This window comes from Mycobacterium sp., from assembly GCF_039583805.1.
Taxonomy (GTDB): Bacteria; Actinomycetota; Actinomycetes; order Mycobacteriales; family Mycobacteriaceae; genus Mycobacterium.
On sequence record NZ_JAVKSH010000007.1, the window covers coordinates 16,435 to 37,974 of the forward strand.

Annotated in this window: 19 protein-coding genes, 2 tRNA genes and 1 pseudogene; 17 read left to right on the top strand and 5 right to left on the bottom strand. The window is 67.9% G+C overall.

Annotation, left to right across the window (positions count from 1 at the left end; genetic code table 11):
- Positions 1-39: 39 nt before the first annotated feature.
- The 10 genes from ABDW21_RS01665 (at position 40) to rplA (ending at position 4,465) form a co-directional block, all read left to right on the top strand.
- Positions 40-113: transfer RNA gene (locus ABDW21_RS01665), tRNA-Met, on the top strand.
- A gap of 35 nt (positions 114-148) precedes the next feature.
- On the top strand, positions 149-316 hold the full coding sequence (gene rpmG / locus ABDW21_RS01670) for a 50S ribosomal protein L33 (RefSeq protein ID WP_007167776.1): 168 nt from the start codon (positions 149-151) through the stop codon (positions 314-316).
- Between the two features lie 11 nt (positions 317-327).
- Positions 328-807 carry a (3R)-hydroxyacyl-ACP dehydratase subunit HadA gene (hadA, locus tag ABDW21_RS01675; RefSeq protein WP_343599875.1) on the top strand — a complete coding sequence of 160 codons (480 nt, stop codon included), beginning with the start codon at positions 328-330 and terminating at the stop codon, positions 805-807.
- Positions 794-1,222, top strand: coding sequence for a (3R)-hydroxyacyl-ACP dehydratase subunit HadB (gene hadB / locus ABDW21_RS01680; RefSeq protein WP_343599877.1), 429 nt, complete (start codon positions 794-796; stop codon positions 1,220-1,222). The genes hadA and hadB overlap by 14 nt, the downstream gene beginning before the upstream one ends.
- A 2-nt stretch (positions 1,223-1,224) precedes the next feature.
- Positions 1,225-1,725, top strand: coding sequence for a (3R)-hydroxyacyl-ACP dehydratase subunit HadC (gene hadC / locus ABDW21_RS01685; protein ID WP_343599879.1), 501 nt, complete (start codon positions 1,225-1,227; stop codon positions 1,723-1,725).
- A 192-nt stretch (positions 1,726-1,917) separates the two neighbouring features.
- Positions 1,918-1,990: transfer RNA gene (locus tag ABDW21_RS01690), tRNA-Trp, on the top strand.
- Positions 1,991-2,082: 92 nt separating this feature from the next.
- The gene (gene secE / locus ABDW21_RS01695; protein WP_343599881.1) at positions 2,083-2,490 is read left to right on the top strand and encodes a preprotein translocase subunit SecE; all 408 of its coding nucleotides are present in this window, start codon (positions 2,083-2,085) and stop codon (positions 2,488-2,490) included.
- Between the two features lie 31 nt (positions 2,491-2,521).
- Positions 2,522-3,229, top strand: coding sequence for a transcription termination/antitermination protein NusG (gene nusG / locus ABDW21_RS01700; protein ID WP_343599882.1), 708 nt, complete (start codon positions 2,522-2,524; stop codon positions 3,227-3,229).
- Between the two features lie 26 nt (positions 3,230-3,255).
- On the top strand, positions 3,256-3,684 hold the full coding sequence (gene rplK / locus ABDW21_RS01705; RefSeq protein WP_343599884.1) for a 50S ribosomal protein L11: 429 nt from the start codon (positions 3,256-3,258) through the stop codon (positions 3,682-3,684).
- A gap of 73 nt (positions 3,685-3,757) precedes the next feature.
- Positions 3,758-4,465, top strand: coding sequence for a 50S ribosomal protein L1 (gene rplA / locus ABDW21_RS01710; RefSeq protein ID WP_343599886.1), 708 nt, complete (start codon positions 3,758-3,760; stop codon positions 4,463-4,465).
- 64 nt (positions 4,466-4,529) lie between these two features.
- Here the strand turns inward: rplA and mmaA4 are convergent, their stop codons facing one another.
- The 5 genes and pseudogenes from mmaA4 to ABDW21_RS01735 form a co-directional block, all read right to left on the bottom strand.
- Positions 4,530-5,432 (bottom strand): hydroxymycolate synthase MmaA4, encoded by a 903-nt coding sequence (gene mmaA4 / locus ABDW21_RS01715; protein WP_343599887.1) that lies wholly within the window; start codon positions 5,430-5,432, stop codon positions 4,530-4,532.
- A gap of 72 nt (positions 5,433-5,504) precedes the next feature.
- The gene (mmaA2, locus tag ABDW21_RS01720) at positions 5,505-6,368 is read right to left on the bottom strand and encodes a cyclopropane mycolic acid synthase MmaA2 (RefSeq protein WP_343599888.1); all 864 of its coding nucleotides are present in this window, start codon (positions 6,366-6,368) and stop codon (positions 5,505-5,507) included.
- 116 nt (positions 6,369-6,484) lie between these two features.
- Positions 6,485-7,399, bottom strand: a complete 915-nt coding sequence (locus tag ABDW21_RS01725) for an alpha/beta hydrolase (protein ID WP_343599889.1) — start codon at positions 7,397-7,399, stop codon at positions 6,485-6,487.
- On the bottom strand, positions 7,399-8,745 hold the full coding sequence (locus tag ABDW21_RS01730; RefSeq protein ID WP_343599890.1) for an AarF/ABC1/UbiB kinase family protein: 1,347 nt from the start codon (positions 8,743-8,745) through the stop codon (positions 7,399-7,401). The genes ABDW21_RS01725 and ABDW21_RS01730 overlap by 1 nt, the downstream gene beginning before the upstream one ends.
- 73 nt (positions 8,746-8,818) lie before the next feature.
- A pseudogene (locus tag ABDW21_RS01735) lies at positions 8,819-9,251 on the bottom strand (DUF664 domain-containing protein).
- 59 nt (positions 9,252-9,310) lie between these two features.
- Here ABDW21_RS01735 and ABDW21_RS01740 point away from each other — a divergent pair.
- The 7 genes from ABDW21_RS01740 to ABDW21_RS01770 all read left to right on the top strand — a co-directional run bounded on the left by ABDW21_RS01740 (position 9,311) and on the right by ABDW21_RS01770 (position 21,522).
- Positions 9,311-13,492, top strand: coding sequence for an NEW3 domain-containing protein (locus tag ABDW21_RS01740; RefSeq protein ID WP_343709991.1), 4,182 nt, complete (start codon positions 9,311-9,313; stop codon positions 13,490-13,492).
- A complete protein-coding gene (locus ABDW21_RS01745; protein ID WP_343709992.1) occupies positions 13,489-14,097 on the top strand; it encodes a malonyl CoA-ACP transacylase in 609 nt (202 codons plus the stop codon). Before ABDW21_RS01740 ends, ABDW21_RS01745 begins: the two co-directional genes overlap by 4 nt.
- The gene (locus ABDW21_RS01750; protein ID WP_343599895.1) at positions 14,097-15,026 is read left to right on the top strand and encodes an ROK family protein; all 930 of its coding nucleotides are present in this window, start codon (positions 14,097-14,099) and stop codon (positions 15,024-15,026) included. Before ABDW21_RS01745 ends, ABDW21_RS01750 begins: the two co-directional genes overlap by 1 nt.
- A 288-nt stretch (positions 15,027-15,314) precedes the next feature.
- Positions 15,315-15,905 (top strand): 50S ribosomal protein L10, encoded by a 591-nt coding sequence (gene rplJ, locus ABDW21_RS01755; RefSeq protein WP_343599896.1) that lies wholly within the window; start codon positions 15,315-15,317, stop codon positions 15,903-15,905.
- A gap of 31 nt (positions 15,906-15,936) precedes the next feature.
- The gene (gene rplL, locus ABDW21_RS01760) at positions 15,937-16,329 is read left to right on the top strand and encodes a 50S ribosomal protein L7/L12 (RefSeq protein WP_343599897.1); all 393 of its coding nucleotides are present in this window, start codon (positions 15,937-15,939) and stop codon (positions 16,327-16,329) included.
- Between the two features lie 169 nt (positions 16,330-16,498).
- Positions 16,499-17,584, top strand: coding sequence for an ABC transporter ATP-binding protein (locus tag ABDW21_RS01765; RefSeq protein WP_343599899.1), 1,086 nt, complete (start codon positions 16,499-16,501; stop codon positions 17,582-17,584).
- A gap of 392 nt (positions 17,585-17,976) precedes the next feature.
- Positions 17,977-21,522 carry a DNA-directed RNA polymerase subunit beta gene (locus ABDW21_RS01770; RefSeq protein ID WP_343709994.1) on the top strand — a complete coding sequence of 1,182 codons (3,546 nt, stop codon included), beginning with the start codon at positions 17,977-17,979 and terminating at the stop codon, positions 21,520-21,522.
- Positions 21,523-21,540 lie beyond the last annotated feature (18 nt).

Here is a 21,540-nt window from a genome sequence, read left to right on the forward strand (position 1 = left end):
CGGAACTGGGGCCCTAGAAAAAGGGCAGCGTGGCCCCGAGGCGATGTAGCTCAGTCGGTTAGAGCGAACGACTCATAATCGTTAGGTCGCCGGTTCGAGTCCGGCCATCGCTACAAGTGAACAACAGACCCTGCGAAAGAGAACTGACGTGGCCTCCAGTACCGACGTACGACCCAAGATCACCCTGGCGTGCGAGGTGTGCAAGCACCGCAACTACATCACCAAGAAGAACCGCCGCAATGACCCCGACCGGATGGAGCTGAAGAAATTCTGCCCCAACTGCGGCAAGCACCAGGCCCACCGCGAGACACGCTAGGTTTGAGAGCTGTGACGTTGGGCGAAGACGTCGTCGGGATGCATTACCGGTATCCCGACCACTACGAGGTTGAGCGCGAGAAGATCCGCGAATACGCCGTCGCCGTCAAGAACGACGATGCCTGCTTTTTCGAGGAGAAGGCGGCCGTGGAGTCGGGCTACACCGGTTTGCCGGCGCCGTTGACGTTCATCTCGGTGTTCGGCTACAAAGCTGTGGCGGCGTTCTTCGAGCACGCTCAGATCGCGACTCATGACGCGCAGGTCGTCCAGGTCGACCAGGAGCTGAAGTTCCTGGTGCCGATCAAGGCAGGGGATCGGCTGTACTGCGACGTGTCCATCCAGTCGGTACGACGGGCGCATGGCACCGACATCATCGTGACCAGGCAAATTTTCACCAACGAAGTTGGCGAGGTAGTGCAGGAGACGTACACGACCCTGGCGGGGCGTGCCGGCGAAATGGGAGAAGAGGGTTTCAGCGATGCCACGGCGTGAGTTCAGTTCGGTGCAGGTGGGTGACCTGCTTCCGGAGAAGGTCTACGCGTTGACCCGGCAGGATCTGGTGAACTATGCCGGGGTGTCCGGCGATCTCAACCCCATTCACTGGGACGACGAAACCGCCAAGATCGTCGGTCTGGACACCGCGATCGCGCACGGCATGCTGACCATGGGCCTGGGCGGCGGCTACGTCACTTCCTGGGTCGGCGACCCGGGGGCGGTGACGGAGTACAACGTGCGGTTCACCGCGGTGGTGCCGGTGCCCAACGACGGCAAGGGCGCCGAGATCGCGTTCACCGGGCGGATCAAGTCGGTCGATCCCGACAGCAAGTCCGTGACGATCGCGCTCACTGCCACGACCGGCGGCAAGAAGATCTTCGGCCGCGCCGTCGCGTCGGCGAAGCTGGCCTGATTGTGGCGCTCAAAACCGACGTCCGCGGAATGGTCTGGCATTATCCGGACGTCTATGTGGTGGGCCGGGAGAAAGTTCGCGAATTCGCCAAGGCGATTCACGTCGAAGACCCGGCCTGCTACCACGAGGACGCCGCCGCCGAGCTAGGCTACCCCGCCATCGTCGCACCGCCGACCTTCGTGACAATCTTCGGCAAACTCGTCCAGTCGGACTTCTTCCGCCATGTCGACATCGGCATAGAGATGATGCAGATCGTGCAGGTCGACCAGAAGTTCGTCTTCTTCAAGCCGGTGCTCGTCGGCGACAGGCTGCACGCGCGGATGGCCGTCCATTCGGTCACCGAGCGCTTCGGCGCCGACATCGTCGTCACCAAGAACACCTGCACCAACGACGCCGGTGAGATCGTCCTGGAGGCCTACACCACGCTGATGGGCCGCGAGGGCGACGAGTCGATCCAGCTCAAGTGGGATATGGAATCCGGGCAGATCATCCGAAGCGCCTGATTGGTACCTCAGAGTTACGCCGATGTACACTCGGGCCTCGGGGTTTTCCCATCACCAGCGCGCTTTCCGAGGGTCCAGCAGGCGGAGGGCGCGCGCGTCGTGTGAGCCGACGACGATGCAGAGCGAAGCGATGCGGAGGAGTGGCGCTCATGAGAAGCCCCGGCACGCGCAGGTTGGCCTGCCAACCGGCGAAGGGGCGTAGCTCAACTGGCAGAGCAGCGGTCTCCAAAACCGCAGGTTGCAGGTTCAAGTCCTGTCGCCCCTGCTGACAGCGCAGACCTGCGATGGTGGACACTGGACGGTGGACACCGCACCACTGCGGTGCAACACAAGACCCGGCGAACAGAGGAGCATACGGTGAGCGACGAGCGCGACGGTGCCGACGCCACGGCCGACGCCGCCGAAACCGAGCAGCGGGGCGGCCGCACCGCGGTGGCGACCCGACCGCCACGTCCCACCGGCAAACGGTCCCGCCAGCGGCCAGACCACGAGGTAGAGCCATCCGGCGAAGACGGCGCCGACGTCAAGGTCAAGGCGGCCAAGAAAGCCAAGAAAGTCCGGCGGGGGCCGTCGGTCAACCCCATCGCCTACGTCTACAACTACCTCAAGCAGGTCGTCGCCGAGCTGCGCAAGGTGATCTGGCCCAACCGCAAACAGATGATCACCTACACCTCGGTGGTGCTGGTGTTCCTGGTGTTCATGGTGGCAGTGATCGGGCTGGTCGACCTGGGCGTGGCCAAGCTGGTGATGCTGGTGTTCGGGTGAGCGTGCAGAGCGACAGAGAGGATCGACAACCGTGACTACCTCCGACGGCGATCTGTCCGTGGGTGAAGCGGTCGACTCAGAAGAAGCCTTCGACGAGGCCGGCGCGCCCGAGGAGATCGACCCGGTGGCCGCCCTGAAAGCCGAGCTGCGCAGCAAACCGGGCGACTGGTACGTCATCCACTCTTACGCCGGCTACGAGAACAAGGTGAAAGCCAACCTGGAGACCCGGGTGGAGAACCTCGACGTCGGCGACTACATCTTCCAGGTCGAGGTGCCCACCGAAGAGGTCACCGAGATCAAGAACGGGCAGCGTAAGCAGGTCAACCGCAAGGTGCTGCCGGGCTACATCCTGGTGCGCATGGACCTGACCGACGACTCCTGGGCCGCGGTGCGCAACACCCCGGGAGTGACCGGGTTCGTCGGCGCCACGTCGCGACCGTCGGCGCTGTCGCTGGACGACGTGGCCAAGTTCCTGCTGCCGCAGGGCGCGGCGAAGCGGGCCGCCAAGGGTGCGGCCAGCACCGCCGCCGCGGCCGGCGGGGGCGGGCTGGAACGCCCGCAGGTCGAGGTCGACTACCACGTCGGCGAGTCGGTCACGGTGATGGACGGGCCGTTCGCCACGCTGCCGGCGTCGATCAGCGAGGTCAACGTCGACCAGCAGAAACTCAAGGTGCTGGTGTCCATCTTCGGCCGCGAAACACCCGTCGAACTGTCCTTCACCCAGGTCTCCAAGATCTAGCCGCAGGAAAGGAACACCGACAACTCATGGCCCCGAAGAAAAAAGTCGCCGGGCTGATCAAGCTGCAAATCGAGGCCGGCCAGGCCAACCCGGCCCCGCCCGTCGGCCCGGCGCTCGGCCAGCACGGCGTCAACATCATGGAGTTCTGCAAGGCGTACAACGCCGCCACGGAGAACCAGCGCGGCAACGTCATCCCGGTGGAGATCACCGTCTACGAGGACCGCAGCTTCACGTTCGCGCTCAAGACGCCGCCTGCTGCCAAGCTGCTGCTCAAGGCGGCCGGCGTGGGCAAGGGGTCGGCCGAGCCGCACAAGACCAAGGTCGCCAAGGTGACCTGGGACCAGGTCCGTGAGATCGCCGAGACCAAGAAGGCAGACCTCAACGCCAACGACATCGACGCCGGCGCCAAGATCATCGCCGGCACCGCCCGATCGATGGGCATCACGGTCGAATAGCGACTCAACCCGTGGGAGGGCCAGCTCCGGCCCGCGCAACAACCACAACCAACCGCGAGATTGGACAGTTCGAATGAGCAAGAACAGCAAGGCATATCGCGCCGCCGCCGAGAAGGTGGACCGCACCAACCTCTACACCCCGCTGCAGGCGGCCCAGCTCGCCAAGCAGACGTCGTCGACCAAGCAGGACGCGACCGTCGAGGTGGCCATCCGGCTCGGCGTCGACCCGCGCAAGGCCGACCAGATGGTCCGCGGCACGGTGAACCTGCCGCACGGCACCGGGAAAACCGCCCGGGTCGCGGTGTTCGCCGTCGGGGAGAAAGCGGTGGAAGCCGAGGCCGCCGGGGCCGACGTCGTCGGCAGTGACGACCTGATCGAGAAGATACAGGGCGGATTCTTGGACTTCGACGCCGCAATCGCCACGCCGGACCAGATGGCCAAGGTGGGCCGGATCGCTCGGGTGCTGGGGCCGCGGGGCCTGATGCCCAACCCCAAGACCGGTACCGTCACTCCCGACGTCGCCAAGGCCGTCGCCGATATCAAGGGCGGCAAGATCAACTTCCGGGTGGACAAGCAGGCCAACCTGCACTTCGTCATCGGCAAGGCGTCGTTCGACGAGCAGAAGCTTGCGGAGAACTACGGCGCGGCGCTTGACGAGGTGCTGCGGCTCAAGCCGGCATCGTCCAAGGGCCGTTACCTGAAGAAGGTCACGGTGTCGACGACGACGGGACCGGGCATCCCGGTCGACCCGTCGATCACCCGCAACTTCGCCGTCGAGTAGCTCGCGAGAGTGCCACCAGCGACCGCTGTTCTCGGGCGATGCGTTGCCGGTTGCACGTTCGCGGTCAGGACACTGGCACGGCGCCGGGCTTGAGGTAGGTGACCAGGCTGACGTCCAGCATCTCGTCGGCGAAGTAGTGCTCGCAGCCGCGCAGGTACTTCATGTACCGCTGGTAGACCTCGTCGGAGGTGATCTCGACGGCCTTGTCCTTGTTGGCCTCCAGCGCGTCGCCCCAGATCCGCAGCGTCTTGATGTAGTGCGGCCGCAGCGAAAGCGGCTCGGGCACGACGAAGCCGGCCTTCTCGCCGTGTTCGACCATCATGTCGGTGGAGGGCAGGCGGCCGCCCGGGAAGATCTCGGTGATGATGAACTTGATGAACCGCGCGGTTTCAAAGGTCAGCTTCTTGCCGCGGGCGTGCATGTCGGCCGGGTGGTAGCTGACGCTGCTCTGCACGGTCATCCGCCCGTCGTCGGGCATGATGTTGAAGCAGTTCTTGAAGAAGTGGTCGTAGTTCTCGTGGCCGAAGTGCTCGAACGCCTCGATCGACACGATCCGGTCGACAGGGTCGCTGAAGTCTTCCCAGCCGTGCAGCAACACCTGGCGCGAGCGTGGGCTGTCGATGCTGTCCAGCACAGCCTCGGTGCGGGCGCGCTGGTTTTTCGACAACGTCAAGCCGACGACGTTGACGTCGTATTTCTCGACGGCACGCTTCATGGTGGTGCCCCACCCGCAGCCGATGTCGAGCAGCGTCATGCCGGGTTTGAGGTCGAGTTGGTCCAGGTTCAGGTCGACCTTGGCGATCTGGGCTTCTTCGAGCGTCATGTCGTCGCGCTCGAAGTAGGCGCAGCTGTAGGTGCGGGTCGGGTCCTGGAAGAGGCCGAAGAAGTCGTCGGAGAGGTCGTAGTGCGCCTGGATGTCCTCAAAGCGCGTCCGTGTCTTCACCGGGCTGACGTGGTGGTCAGGCATTTGTCTGCGGCCCTTTCCTCGAGTGGTGAATGCACAATACCCGGCAGGGGGCGTATTCCGGGCCTAGGGGAGCTACTTTGCCAGGGTGAATTGGTTGACGTCGATGTAGCCGATCCGGAATCCGTTCGCGCAGCCGGTCAGGTAGCGCATGTAGCGCTCGTAGACTTCTTCGGACTGGATCGCGATGGCCTCGTCTTTGCGAGCTTGCAGGTTCGCCGCCCAGGCGTCCAGGGTGCGCGCGTAGTGCGGCTGCAGCGACTGGCGGCGGGTCAACGTGAAGCCCGCTTTCGACGATCGTTCCTCGACCATCTCGATCGACGGCAGCCGCCCGCCGGGGAAGATCTCGGTGACGATGAACTTCAGGAACCGGGCCAGCTCGAACGTCAACGGCATGCCGCGTTCAACCATCTGCGGCCCGGTCAGCCCGGTGATCGTGTGCAGCAGCATCACGCCGTCGTCGGGCAGTGCGCCGTAGGCCATCGTGAAGAAGTCGTCGTAGCGTTCGTGGCCGAAGTGCTCGAACGCGCCGATCGACACGATGCGGTCGACGGGCTCGGCCCACTGCTCCCAGCCCTCCAGCAGCACCCGCCTGTCGCGCGGCGTGTCCATCTCGTCGAACGTCTTCTGCACGTGGGCGGCCTGGTTCTTCGACAAGGTCAGGCCGACGACGTTGACGTCGTAACGCTCGACCGCGCGGCGCATGGTGGCGCCCCAGCCGCAGCCGACGTCGAGCAGCGTCATGCCGGGGTGCAGGCCCAGCTTGCCCAGCGCCAGGTCGATCTTGGCGATCTGGGCTTCTTCGAGCGTCATGTCGTCGCGCTCGAAGTAGGCGCAGCTGTAGGTCTGGGTGGGGTCGAGGAAAAGCCGGAAGAAGTCGTCGGACAGGTCGTAGTGGGCCTGGACGTCCTCGAAATGCGGCCTGAGCCGTTTGGGCATCGTGCTGCGCTGCTTCCTGGTCTTCGCGGCTTCGCCGCGACGACGATCCCCTGCCCCGGCGGCCATGGTATCGGATCAGCGCCGACGGACCCAACCCGCAAGGCGCCCCGGCTCGCTCACTCCTGGGTGAATGTTGCCGTCAGCTCGGCGATCACCCGGTCCCACAGCTCCTCGGGCAATTCATGGCCCATGCCGTCGAGCAGCACCAGCCTGGCCCCGCGGATCGCCCGCGCCACCGCCTGACCGCCCGAGGGCCGCATCAGCGTGTCGGCGCGGCCGTGGATGACCACGGTCGGCGCGGTGATCTGCCGGTCGTAGCGGACCAGGCTGCCGCTGCCGAGGATCGCGCTGAACTGCCGGGCTACGCCCCACGGAAAGTAGCTGCGCTCGTAGCCTTCGATCGCTTCCTCGCGGATCCGCTGCTCGGGCGCCGGGTAGGCCGGGCTCCCGATGATCCGGACGACCCGAACAGCGTTGTCGACGACCACATCTCGCGGCGAGCCTGGCGCCGGGCCTTTGAGGATCGCCAGCAAGGCGCGCGGCGCCGGCGGCGGTAGGAGCGCTCGGTTGTTGCTGGAGAAGATCACCGCCAGCGACCGGGTCCGCTCGGCGAACCGCGCCGCCACGATCTGGGCGATCATGCCGCCCATCGAGGCGCCGACGACGTGCGCGCGCGGGATGCTGAGGTGGTCGAGCACCGCGGCGGCGTCGTCGGCCATGTCCTCCAGCGTGTACGGCGAAGGGGTGGAAAGCCCCAGTGCGAACTTGATCAGGCGGGGGACCAGCGGCCCATTGGACTGCCGGCGCTCCGTCTTGCTGGACAGGCCGACGTCTCGGTTGTCGTAGCGGATGACGCGGTAGCCCTCGGCGACGAGTTTTTCGCAGAACGCGGTGCGCCACAGCAGCAGTTGCGCGCCCAGCCCCATGATCAGCAGCACCGGCGGGTCGTACGGGTCGCCCATGTCCTCGTAGTAGAGCCCCAGTTCGCCGGACGGGGCCCTCGATATGGCGTAGCCGCTGCGGACCTCCACTAGACCTCCACGTCACGTTCGTGCTCGCGGCTGACCTCGACCATGAAGTTCGCGAAGTAACCGGTGAGCTGCGGGTCGGACATCATCTGCCAGCGCGGCGCCAGCAGTTTCATGTAGCGCTCCACGTAGAGGAACTGCTTGCCGATCAGCACCAACTCGCGGGGCAGCTTCACGTCGTAGGCGTCGGCCAGCACGGAGAGCTGCCGGCCGATGTCCGCATATGACATGTCGCCCAGCGTCTGCATGGTCAGCGGAGTGGCGAACGCTTCCAGGTCCCGGGCGGCGCGCTGCTCCGGCTTGATCGTGCCGACGGCGCCCATCAGCACGACGATCTTGCCGGCCGCGGCGTGGTCCTTCTTGACCAGCAGCGCGTACACCAGCTCACGCAGCAGCCAGCGGGTGCGCGGGTCGATGCGGCCCATGATGCCGAAGTCGAAGAACACGATCCGGCCCGCCTCGTCGACGTAGAGGTTGCCGGCGTGCAGGTCGCCGTGGAACAGCCCGTGCCGCAGCCCACCCTCGAAGAGGCTGAAGACCAGCGCCTTGACCAGCTCGACGCCGTCGAACCCGGCCGTGCGCAGCGCCGCGACGTCGTCGATGCGGATGCCCTGCACCCGTTCCATGGTCAAAACCCGCCCGCTGGTGAAGCCCCAGTACACCTGCGGCACCCGGATGTTGCGGCCCAGCGGGGAGGCGTGCAGGTGCGACACCCAGGCCTCCATCGACGCAGCTTCCAGGCGGAAGTCCAGTTCCTCGGCGAGGTTCTCGGCGAAGTCGGCAACGACGTCCTGGGCCGACAGCCGGCGGCCGAGCTTGGCCAGTTCGACGGCCTGGGCGAAGCGCTGGAGGATCTGCAGGTCGGCGGCGACGCGGCGGCGGATGCCCGGCCGCTGGATCTTGACGACGACCTCTTCACCGGTGTGCAGGGTCGCGTGGTGCACCTGTGCGATGGACGCCGACGCGAACGGCTCCACCTCGAAGCTGGCGAACAGCTCGGCGGGATCGCGTCCGAGGTCCTCGACGAACAGTTTGTGGATCTCTCGGGGGTCGGCGGGCGGCACCCGGTCCAGCAGGCCGCGGAATTCGCGCGACAGCGACTCACCGAACGCGCCGGGGCTCGACGCGATGATCTGTCCGAACTTGACGTAGGTGGGACCGAGGTCGGCGAAGGTATGCGGCAGCTGCTTGATCACTTTCTGCTGCCACGGCCCCTTGCCCGGCAGCGTGGTGATGATGCGAGCGGCGGTGCGGGTGACCTGCCAACCGGTGACGGCCACCCGGGCCGCTTCGATCGGCAGCGGCACCCGGTCAAGCTTGGCCACCTCGCGGTGCTTGGTAGAGGCCATTGCAGCAGTCTGCCAAACCGGCGGTGCCGAGTCCCAATTGCCGGCGATCACCCGGTCGGCGACGGTGGGACGCTCAGGGCTTCGCCCAAGGCGTGACCCAGCCCGCGATCTCCCAATTCTCCAGCCGGGCGATCAGCTCGTACATGGTGGCGCCGTCGATGGATTCGCGGATGATGTCGGCACGGCCGGCGTGCCGGGCCAGCTCGTTGATCACGTGCAGGATCGCCCAGCGCACCGACCACGCCTCCTGGTTCTTCGGGAACCACGGGATGTCCCGCGGGACGGGTACGGCGGCGTCGAGGTCCGCGGTTTCCACCAGCCGCAGCGACTCGTCCCATCCAGCTGCGCTGCAGGCCGGTGGCGTGCTTGATCAGCCCGCCGATGCACAGCGCGCTGACCGACGGCGCGGACCGGGCCTGGTCGTCGGTCAGGCCGTAGCAGACGGCGAAATATGCGCTCTGGTGGAACGCCAGAAACTCGCGCAGGGCGTTGCGTTCGTCGGACACGGGCGGGGCGAGGGCGGGCATTCGTCGATCCTAGGTTGCCAGCGCCGTAAAGTGCGGGGATGCATGTGGTTTCGGCCGAGGCGACCGAATTGTTCGTCGGGCCGCCGGACGCGCCGCTGCAGCTGGTGCGGGTCGGAATCGCGGAGTGCGGGCAACCGGCGCAGGTCCGCATCGACGGCGACGGCGTGGCCGGGGAAGCCGTCGTCGAGGCGGGCCGGGAGAGCATCGAGGTCCCGGTCGTGGTGCGACGTCCGGCTGTCGGCGAGCGACGGTCCGCGCGGGTGCACGCCGGCGGTGCCGTCACACCCTTCGAATTCACGACTGCCGAGCCCGGCTGGACGATGTTCATGGTCAGTCATTTCCACTACGACCCGGTGTGGTGGAACACGCAGGGCGCCTACACCAGCGAATGGACCGAGGACCCGCCGGGGCGGGCCCGGCAGACCAACGGGTTCGAACTGGTGCACGCGCATCTGGAGATGGCCCGCCGCGACGCCGACTACAAGTTCGTGCTGGCCGAGGTGGACTACCTCAAGCCGTACTGGGACACCCGGCCCGAGGACCGCGCCGACCTGCGCCGGTTCCTCGCCGAGGGCCGGCTCGAGGTGATGGGCGGCACCTACAACGAGCCCAACACGAACCTCACCAGCCCGGAGACAACCATCCGGAACATGCTGCACGGCATGGGTTTTCAGCGTGACATCCTGGGAGCCGACCCGGCCACCGCCTGGCAGCTCGACGTGTTCGGCCACGATCCGCAATTCCCGGGGATGGCCGCCGACGTCGGCCTGACCTCCAGCTCGTGGGCCCGCGGGCCGCACCACCAGTGGGGTCCGATGCACAGCGGCAGCGGCCTGGCCGGCATGCAGTTCTGCAGCGAGTTCGAGTGGATCGCCCCGTCCGGGCGCGGTCTGCTCACCCACTACATGCCGGCGCACTACTCGGCGGGCTGGTGGATGGACGACTCCACCTCGCTGGCCGACGCCGAAGCGGCAGCCTACGGATTGTTCGACGAGCTGAAGAAGGTGGCGCTGACCCGCAACGTGCTGCTGCCGGTGGGCACCGACTACACCCCGCCGAACAAGTGGGTCACCGAGATCCACCGCGACTGGCAGGCGCGCTACACCTGGCCGCGGTTCGTGTGTGCGCTGCCGCGGGAGTTCTTCGACGCGGTCCGCGCCGAGCTGGCCACCCGCCGGCTGGCGCCGTCGCCGCAGACCCGCGACATGAACCCGATCTACACCGGCAAGGACGTGTCGTTCATCGACACCAAACAGTCCAACCGTGCGGCCGAGCAGGCCGTGCTGGACGCGGAGAAGTTCGCGGTGTTCGCCGGGCTGTTGGCCGGCGCTGACTACCCGCAGGCGGCGCTGGCCAAGGCGTGGGTGCAGCTTGCCTACGGCGCGCACCACGACGCGATCACCGGCTCGGAATCCGATCAGGTCTACCTGGACCTGTTGACCGGCTGGCGTGACGCGTGGGAGCTGGGCCGTGTGATCCGGGACAACGCGCTGGCGATGCTGTCCGGTGCGGTGCCGGGCGATTTGGTGGTGTGGAACCCGCTGGCGCACAAACGCACTGACGTTGTGACGGCCCGGGTGGACATCCCGGTCGCCGCCGCTGTGCGGGTGCTCGACGCGGACGGCGCCGAGGTGCCTGCGCTTGTCGAGCACAACGGACGCTCGGTCACATTCCTGGCGCGCGACGTGCCGTCGCTGGGCTGGCGGGCCTACCGGCTGGTCCCCGGAGCAGCTGCCGGCTGGGAGCCCCTGCCCGGCACGGAGATCGCCAACGAGTACTACCGGTTGGCCGTTGACCCGGCCCGCGGCGGCGGAGTGTCGTCGCTGCGCCGCGACGGCCGGGAGCTGGTCGGCGCCGGCGGCGTGGGCAACGAGTTGGCGCTCTACCAGGAATACCCGGCGCACCCGACCGGTGGCGAGGGTCCGTGGCACCTGCTGCCGAAGGGCCCGGTCGTCAGCTCGTCGCAAACCCCGGTCTCTGACGTCACCGTGGGTGCCCTTCGCAGCCGGGTGGGCGAGCGCCTGGTCGTTCGCGGCTGTATCGGGACCGTGCTGCGCTACACCCAGACGCTGACGCTGTGGCGCGACGTTCCGCGGGTGGACTGCCGCACCACGATCGACGGGTTCACCGGCGAAGACCAGCTGCTGCGGCTGCGCTGGCCGTGTCCGGTGCCCGGCGCGATGCCGGTCAGCGAGGTCGGCGACGCCGTGATCGGGCGCGCCTTCGCCCTGTTGCGCGACGTGGGCGGTGACGGGACACGTTCGGTGGACACCGCGCAGCACCCGTGGACGCTGGACAACCCCGCCTACGGGTGGTTCGGGCTGTCGTCGAACGTCCGAGTCCGTGCGGGCGGAGGCACCCGCGCGGTGTCGGTCGCCGAAGTGGTGTCGCCCACCGAAGCCATGTCCGGCCCGCTGGCCCGCGAGCTGATGGTCGCGCTGGCCCGCGCCGGTGTCACCGCGACATGCAGCGGCGCCGACAAGCCTCGCTACGGTCACCTCGACGTCGACTCCAACCTGCCGGACACCCGGATCGCGCTGGGCGGGCGCGGCCAGAACGCCTTCACCGAGGCGGTGCTGGCCGCTGCTGACCCGGCGTACACCGGCGAGCTGGACCGCCAGCTCGCCGAAACCGGCCGGGCCCGGGTGTGGGTGCCCGCGGCCGCGCCGTTGGCGACGGTGTGGGTGCCCTCCAGCGGGTCTGTCGACCTCCGCGATCCGCGGGCGCTGCCGGTGCTGGTGATCGCCGCCCGCGACGACGCCGACCTTCCGTCCGCGACCGCGTCGGTGGCCGACGACCTCGCCGACGCCCAGATCGTCGTCACCCAGCAGGTGCCGTCGGGGATGCAACCCTTCGACGCGCGCACGGTCGCCCTGCTCAACCGCGGCGTGCCGAGCTTCGCCGTCGACACCGACGGAACGCTGCACACCGCGTTGATGCGGTCGTGCACCGGCTGGCCGTCGGGCACCTGGATCGACGAGCCGCGCCGCACCGCACCCGACGGGTCCAACTTCCAGCTGCAGCATTGGACCCACACGTTCGACTACGCGCTGGTCGCCGACACCGGCGACTGGCGGCAGGCGGGGATCCCGGCATGCAGCGCGGAGTTCTCGCATCGGCTGCTCGCCGTGCCGGTTTCCGCGCCGGTCGCTCGACTGCCGGCGGTCGGCTCGCTGCTGCAGGTCGACCCGGCGGTGCACGTCGGTGCTCTGAAAGCCGCGGGCAACCCGCTGGCCCGCGGCAGTGCTGCGCCCGTCGATCCGCGCGAGGTGGCCATCCGGCTGGTCGAAACCCGCGGCGCCGACACCGACGTCGTCGTGCGCTCGCCGCTGGGCGCGGTGTCGCAACTCAGGTCGGCCGACCTGTTGGAAAATCCGCTGGCCCGTGGCCAGGTCACCACGCTGCACGGCTACCAGATCGCCACCGTGCGGGCGCGCCTTGACATACCGCAGCTGCTGGACACCGGCGCGGCGCTGGCTCCCGACGCCGAGGCCGCCCAGCCGCTGTACGCCCGCTACTGGCTGCACAACCGCGGCCCGGCTCCGCTGGGCGGGCTGCCGGCGGCGGCACACCTGCATCCCCGGCGCGTGGACACCGCGCCCGGCGCCGCGGTGCCGCTGCGGCTGACCGTGGCCAGCGACTGCACCGACACGCCCCTGGTCGGCACTGTCACATTGGTCTGCCCGACGGGGTGGGCTGCCGGCCCGGCCAGCCTGCCGTTCACGTTGAGTCCCGGCGAATACCTGGAGACCGAGGTCGGGGTGACGGTCCCGCCGCGCGCCCGGCCCGGCGTGTACCCGGTGCGGGTGCAGCTGCGGCTGACCGGCGACGACGTCCCGTCCACCTGGCGTCAGACGGTCGAGGACGTCTGCGTGGTGTGCGTTGCCGGGACCGGCGTCAGCAGGCTGGTGTATCTCGTCGACGGACCCGCCGACGTCGAGCTGGCCGCCGGCGAGGCGGCCCGGCTGACGGTCACGGTGGGCACCGACGCGCACGCCGACCTGGCGTTGGAGGCGCACCTGCTCAGCCCGTGGGGAACCTGGGAGTGGATCGGCCCGGCCGCGACCGGCGCGGTGTTGCCCGCGCGCGGCACCGTCGAGCTCGGCTTCGACGTGGCCCCGCCGGTGTGGGTCGAGCCGGGCCAGTGGTGGGCCTTGGTCCGAATCGGCTGCGCCGGCAGCCTGGCGTACTCGCCCGCGGTCACGGTGCGGGTTCGATGATCGCCGCGACGGTCGCCGGGGTCGCCGTAGCTGTCGACGACGTCGACATGCGGGAGGCTCGGCTGCGCGACGGACCGCTGGCAAGCAGGCTGCCCATGGCGGGCACCGGCGAGGGCAGGCAGCTACGCCGCTGGCTGACCCAGCTGATCGTGACCGAACGGGTGGTCGCCGCCGAATCCGCAGCTCTGGGCTTGACCGGGTCCGGCGCCCCGGCGGAGGCCGAGCTGCTGCCGGACGCGACGGCGCGGCTGGAGATCGGCAGCATCGCGGCTGCGGCGTTGGCCGAACCGGTGGCCCGCGTCCTGTTCGCCCGGGTGACGGCTGCGGTCGACGTCAGCGACGACGACATCGCCGACTACCACGCCCGAAACCCGCTGCGCTTCGCCGCGCCCGAACCGGGCCGCGCCGGATGGCACGGCCCGGCCGCCACCGCCCCGCCGTTGGAGCAGGTGCGCCCGCTGATCGCCGACCACTTGCGGGCCGCCGCGCGGCGCCGGGCTTTCCGGGCCTGGCTCGACGCACGGCGGGCCGCGCTGGTACGGCTGGCACCGGGTTACGAGCATCCCGGCGACCCCCGTCAGCCCGACAACACCCACCGGCACTGATGCTCACGCTCGCGCTCGACATCGGCGGCACCAAGGTCTCGGCCGGCCTCGTCGACCCCGTCGGCACGGTCGTCCACAGCGCGAAAAATCCGATGCCGCATACCCATGACCCCGAACGGGTGTGGGCCGCGGTCGAGGAGCTGATCACCGACGTGCTGACGGCTGCCGGTGGCGCCGTGCGCGGTGCGGGCATCGCGGCGGCCGGTCCGATCTCGATCGCGGACGGAACCGTGACCCCACTCAACATCCCCGCCTGGCGGGGCTTCCCGATCGTGGCGCGGGTGACGGCGGTCCTGCCCGGCGGGCCGGTGCGGCTGGCCGGCGACGGCGTGTGCATGGCGCTGGGGGAACACTGGCGTGGCGCCGGGCGCGGTAGCCGATTCCTGCTCGGCATCGTGGTGTCCACCGGCGTCGGCGGCGGGCTGGTGCTCGACGGCGCGCCGTATCAGGGCCGCACCGGCAACGCCGGGCACGTCGGGCACCTGGTGGTCGAGTCCGGCGGAGTGCCGTGCGTGTGCGGGGGGCACGGGTGCGTCGAGGCCATCGCGTCGGGGCCGTCGCTGACGCGCTGGGCGCGGGTCAACGGTTGGACGGGAGCCGACGCCGCGCTGCTGGCCGCCGCGGCCGCCGCCGGGCAGGAGGTGCCGGTGCGGGCGTTCGAGCGCGGCGCCACCGCGCTGGCCGCGATGATCGCGTCGGTGGGCGCCGTGTGCGACCTGGACCTCGTCGTCGTCGGCGGCGGAGTCGCCAAATCCGGTGCTGTGCTGTTCGACCCGCTGCGGGCGGCGTTGGGCGGCTACGCCTGTGTGGAGTTCATCCGCGGCCTGCGGGTCGTGCCCGCCGAGCTCGGTGACGACGCCGGCCTGATCGGCGCGGCCCGGCTCGTCTCGTCTCGTCTACCACGTCAGTCCCGGCCCTTGTCCCCTTGATGGGCATCGCGCGTTTTGGCTGACAGCGGCGGCCACGCTATTGTGAGCGGCGATCCACCGAAGACCGTCGGTCACCGAGCAATCGGTTGAAGGTCCGGGAATTCCCGGCGGCCCACGCAGGAGGACGAGGCACATCGACGTCGACACACGCCGGCGCACTGTTCACGCCCCGCCCGCACCCTGCGTCGGGGCGTTCGTCATTCCCGGGCCAGCGGCGATCGCAAGCGCGGCGAAGCCGGGCGCAGCTGGTCGTCGCGCGACCAGGAGACGTTACACCAGGAGGCATGCATGGCCAGGGCTGACAAGGCCACCGCCGTTGCAGACATCGCCGAGCAGTTCAAGTCGTCCACGTCCGCCGTCATCACCGAATACCGCGGGCTGACGGTCGCCAACCTGGCCGAGCTGCGCCGGTCGCTGGCCGGATCGGCGACCTACGCCGTCGCCAAGAACACGCTGATCAAGCGAGCCGCAGCGGAGGCGGGCGTCGAGGGCCTCGACGAGCTGTTCGTCGGCCCGACCGCGATCGCGTTCGTCAGCGGAGAGACGGTCGACGCGGCCAAGGCCATCAAGACCTTCGCCAAGGACCACAAGGCGCTGGTCATCAAGGGCGGGTACATGGACGGTCACCCGCTGACCGTCGCCGAGGTCGATCGCATCGCGGACCTGGAGTCCCGCGAGGTCCTGCTGGCCAAACTGGCCGGCGCGATGAAAGCCAACCTCGCCAGGGCGGCCGCACTGTTCAATGCGCCGGCGTCGCAGGTGGCCCGGCTGACCGCCGCGTTGTACGAGAAGAAAGTCGCTGAGGCTCCGACCGCCGCAGCTCCGACCGCCGCAGCTGCGACCGCCGAGGCCGGACCGCCGGCCGAACCCGCCGAATAACCCCGAACCCACCCAAGGAAGGACACACACCATGGCCAAACTGTCCACCGACGAACTGCTCGACGCCTTCAAGGGGCTGACCTTGTTGGAGCTCTCCGAGTTCGTCAAGAAGTTCGAGGAGACCTTCGAGGTCACCGCCGCTGTCCCGGTTGCCGTCGCGGGCGCGGCCGGCGGCGCTGCCCCCGCTGCCGCCGAGGCCGCTGAGGAGCAGTCCGAGTTCGACGTCGTTCTCGAGGCCGCCGGCGACAAGAAGATCGGCGTCATCAAGGTGGTCCGTGAGATCGTCTCGGGCCTGGGCCTCAAGGAGGCTAAGGACCTGGTCGACGGGGCGCCCAAACCGGTCTTGGAAAAGGTCGCCAAGGAGGCTGCCCAAGAGGCCAAGACCAAGCTGGAAGCCGCCGGCGCCACCGTCACCGTCAAGTAGCCGACCCCCGAACACCCCCGGGGCCCGGAGGCTCCGGGGGTTTCGTGTCTGCCGTGACCCGATGGGGCCTGGTGCGCAAACGCGATGCCGTCTCGGTCGTTGCGCTACAGTGACTCATGCCACAAGCGAGGGTGCGTGGCAGGGAGCAACGTGAGCGGAAGGATCTCGCATGGGCATCGCTATCCAGGTCGAAGGGCTGACCAAGTCCTTCGGATCTCAGCGAATCTGGGAAGACGTCACCTTGGACATTCCCGCCGGTGAGGTCAGTGTGCTGCTGGGCCCGTCGGGTACCGGCAAGTCGGTGTTCCTCAAGTCGCTGATCGGGCTGCTGCGTCCGGAGCGGGGCTCTATCTGGATCGAGGGCACCGACATCACCGAATGCTCGGCCAAGGAGCTCTACGAGATTCGCACGCTGTTCGGCGTGATGTTCCAGGACGGCGCGCTGTTCGGCTCGATGAACATCTACGACAACACCGCATTCCCGCTGCGCGAGCACACCAAAAAGAAGGAAAGCGAGATCCGTGACATCGTCATGGAGAAGCTCGCCATGGTGGGTTTGACAGGTGACGAGAAGAAGTTCCCCGGTGAGATTTCCGGCGGTATGAAAAAACGGGCCGGCCTGGCCCGCTCGCTGGTGCTCGACCCGCAGATCATCCTCTGCGACGAGCCGGACTCGGGTCTTGACCCGGTCCGCACCGCCTACCTGAGCCAGCTGCTCGTCGACATCAACGCCCAGATCGACTGCACGATTTTGATCGTCACGCACAACATCAACATCGCCCGCACGGTGCCGGACAACATGGGCATGCTGTTCCGCAGGCACCTGGTGATGTTCGGCCCGCGGGAGGTCCTGCTGACCAGCGACGAGCCGGTCGTCAAGCAATTCCTCAACGGTCGTCGGATCGGTCCGATCGGGATGTCGGAGGAAAAGGACGAGGCCACCATGGCCGAGGAGCAGGCGCACCTGGAGGCCGGTCACGCCGACGGTGGTGTCGACGAAATCGTCGGTGTGCCGCCGCAGATTTTCGCCACGCCGGGCATGCCGGAACGCAAGGCGGTCGCCCGCCGCCAGGCGCGGGTTCGGGAGAACCTGCACCTGCTGCCCAAGGATGCGCAGGCGGCGATCCTGGACTCGCTGGAAGGCACGAACCAATACCCGGTGCGCGAGTTCGTCGACGCGGGCGAGTTCGGCCGGCACGGCGGCGAGGGCGGAACACCCACCGGCTCGATCTCGACTCAGCGGCGGCAGTACTGAGCCGGCCGGCGGTACGCGTCGCAAGGAGCTTTCGCTGACAAGTTGGCGCGTCGACCCTTGACGGACGGCCCGGAAGAGGCCACTCTGTTGGGCAGCATGCGTGAATGGGCGGGCGCAGACGGTGGCCAGCGGCGATCTGCGAGGGTTCCTGAGCGCGGCGGTTGAGGAATGCGCAGTCCTGCGCTATCGTTGGACGTTGCGCTGGCTTCCTCCTGCCCATCTCACCCGCCACTTGCCATCGTTGTCCTAGCTTGAGCCCGTTCTGGCTCAGCAGGCTCGCTGCGTGCGTGAGTGTGACAGAACGTTCGCCGGCCGAACCGACACAGTGATCGCGGCGAACAGGTCCGGTGCCCGCCGGCTCCCGTAAGTCGCACGAGGTGCTGGAAGGATGCATCTTGGCAGTCCCCCGCCAGAGCAAGACGAAGCCGCTAGTTTCTCCAGGTTCTACCTCTTCCGACAACTCAGTTCCCGGCGCACCCAACCGAATTTCGTTCGCCAAGCTGCGCGAACCGCTCGAAGTTCCCGGCCTGCTGAACGTGCAGACCGACTCTTTCGAATGGCTGATCGGCTCGCCGCGCTGGCGAGAGGCCGCCATCGCCCGCGGCGAGGGCAAAGGGGGGGGCAACCCTGTCGGCGGTCTGGAAGAGGTGCTCGACGAGCTCTCGCCGATCGAGGATTTCTCAGGCTCGATGTCGCTGTCCTTCTCCGACCCGCGCTTCGACGAGGTCAAGGCGCCGGTCGACGAGTGCAAAGACAAGGACATGACCTACGCGGCACCGCTGTTCGTCACCGCGGAGTTCATCAACAACAACACCGGTGAGATCAAGAGCCAGACGGTGTTTATGGGCGACTTCCCGATGATGACCGAGAAGGGCACGTTCATCATCAACGGGACAGAGCGGGTGGTGGTGTCCCAGCTGGTGCGCTCGCCCGGTGTGTACTTCGACGAGACCATCGACAAATCCACCGAGAAGGTCCTGCACAGCGTCAAGGTGATCCCGAGTCGCGGTGCGTGGCTGGAGTTCGACGTCGACAAGCGCGACACCGTCGGGGTGCGGATCGATCGCAAGCGCCGTCAGGGCGTGACTGTCCTGCTCAAGGCGCTGGGCTGGACTGATGTTCAGATCAGGGAGCGGTTTGGCTTCTCCGAGATTATGATGTCGACGCTGGAGAAGGACAACACCGCCGGCACCGACGAGGCGTTGCTGGAAATCTACCGCCGGCTGCGCCCGGGTGAGCCGCCCACCAAGGAGTCCGCGCAGACCCTGCTGGAGAACCTGTTCTTCAAGGAGAAGCGCTACGACCTGGCCCGGGTGGGCCGCTACAAGGTCAACAAGAAGCTCGGCCTGACCGGAAACCCGACGCAGACCTCGTCGACCACGCTCACCGAAGAGGACGTCGTCGCCACCATCGAATACCTGGTGCGGCTGCATCACGCTGCTCAGGATGGCCAGCCCGCCGTGATGACGGTTCCGGGTGGCGTCGAGGTGCCGGTGGAAACCGACGACATCGACCACTTCGGCAACCGCCGGCTGCGTACGGTCGGCGAGCTGATTCAGAACCAGATCCGGGTCGGCATGTCCCGGATGGAGCGGGTGGTCCGCGAGCGGATGACCACCCAGGACGTCGAGGCGATCACGCCGCAGACACTGATCAACATCCGTCCGGTGGTCGCCGCGATCAAGGAGTTCTTCGGCACCAGCCAGCTGTCGCAGTTCATGGACCAGAACAACCCGCTGTCGGGCTTGACCCACAAGCGTCGGCTCTCGGCGCTGGGGCCGGGTGGTCTGTCCCGTGAGCGGGCCGGGCTGGAGGTCCGCGACGTACACCCCAGCCACTACGGCCGGATGTGCCCGATCGAGACCCCGGAGGGTCCGAACATCGGCCTTATCGGCTCGTTGTCGGTGTACGCGCGGGTCAACCCGTTCGGGTTCATCGAGACGCCCTACCGCAAGGTCGTCGACGGCGTGGTCACCGACGAGATCGTGTACCTGACCGCCGACGAGGAGGATCGCCACGTCGTGGCGCAGGCCAACTCGCCGATCGACGACGACGGCCGCTTCGTCGAGCCGCGTGTGCTGGTCCGCCGCAAGGCCGGCGAGGTCGAGTACGTTCCCTCGTCGGAGGTGGACTACATGGACGTCTCACCGCGCCAGATGGTGTCGGTGGCCACCGCCATGATCCCGTTCCTCGAGCATGACGACGCCAACCGCGCCCTGATGGGTGCCAACATGCAGCGTCAGGCGGTTCCGCTGGTGCGCAGCGAGGCGCCGCTGGTGGGCACCGGGATGGAGTTGCGCGCCGCGATCGACGCCGGCGACGTCGTCGTCGCCGGGCGGGGCGGCGTCATCGAGGAGGTGTCCGCCGACTACATCACGGTGATGGCCGACGACGGCACTCGGCAGACCTACCGGATGCGCAAGTTCGCCCGGTCCAACCACGGCACCTGCGCCAACCAGCGCCCCATCGTCGACGCCGGAAGCCGGGTGGAGTCCGGCCAGGTGATCGCCGACGGCCCGTGCACCGAGAACGGCGAGATGGCGCTCGGCCGCAACCTACTGGTGGCGATCATGCCGTGGGAAGGCCACAACTACGAGGACGCGATCATCCTGTCCAACCGCCTCGTCGAGGAGGACGTGCTGACCTCGATCCACATCGAGGAACACGAGATCGACGCCCGTGAAACCAAGCTGGGCGCCGAGGAGATCACCCGGGACATCCCGAACGTCTCCGACGAGGTGCTGGCCGACCTGGACGAGCGCGGCATCGTGCGTATCGGCGCCGAGGTCCGCGACGGCGACATCCTGGTCGGTAAGGTCACTCCAAAGGGTGAGACCGAGCTGACGCCGGAGGAGCGGCTGCTGCGGGCGATCTTCGGCGAGAAGGCTCGCGAGGTCCGCGACACCTCGCTGAAGGTGCCGCACGGCGAGTCCGGCAAGGTGATCGGCATCCGGGTGTTCTCCCGCGAGGACGACGACGAGCTGCCGGCCGGCGTCAACGAGCTGGTCCGCGTGTACGTCGCCCAGAAGCGCAAGATCTCCGACGGCGACAAGCTGGCCGGCCGGCACGGAAACAAGGGTGTGATCGGCAAGATTCTGGCGCAGGAGGACATGCCGTTCCTGCCGGACGGCACGCCGGTGGACATCATCTTGAACACCCACGGGGTGCCGCGACGGATGAACATCGGCCAGATCCTGGAGACCCACCTGGGCTGGTGCGCGCACAGCGGGTGGCAGGTCGATACCGGCGGCGGGGTCCCGGCCTGGGCGGCGCGGCTGCCGGCGGAGCTGCTACGGGCCGAGCCGAACAAGATCGTGTCGACGCCGGTGTTCGACGGTGCCCGGGAAGCGGAGCTGCAGGGCCTGCTGTCCTCGACGCTGCCCAACCGCGACGGCGAGGTGCTGGTCGACGGTGACGGCAAGGCGGTGCTGTTCGACGGCCGGTCCGGTGAGCCGTTCCCGTACCCGGTGACGGTGGGCTTCATGTACATCATGAAGCTGCACCACCTGGTGGACGACAAGATCCACGCCCGTTCCACCGGCCCGTACTCGATGATCACCCAGCAGCCGTTGGGCGGTAAGGCGCAGTTCGGTGGCCAGCGGTTCGGCGAGATGGAGTGTTGGGCCATGCAGGCCTACGGCGCGGCGTACACGCTGCAGGAGCTGTTGACCATCAAGTCCGACGACACCGTCGGCCGGGTCAAGGTCTACGAGGCGATCGTCAAGGGCGAGAACATCCCCGAGCCGGGTATTCCGGAGTCGTTCAAGGTGCTGCTCAAAGAGCTGCAGTCGCTGTGCCTGAACGTGGAGGTGCTGGCCAAGGACGGCGCGGCGATCGAGATGCGCGACGGCGACGACGATGACCTGGAGCGCGCGGCGGCGAACCTGGGAATCAACCTGTCGCGCAACGAATCCGCGTCCGTTGAAGATCTTGCGTAGATTTGTCCTTTTTGATTT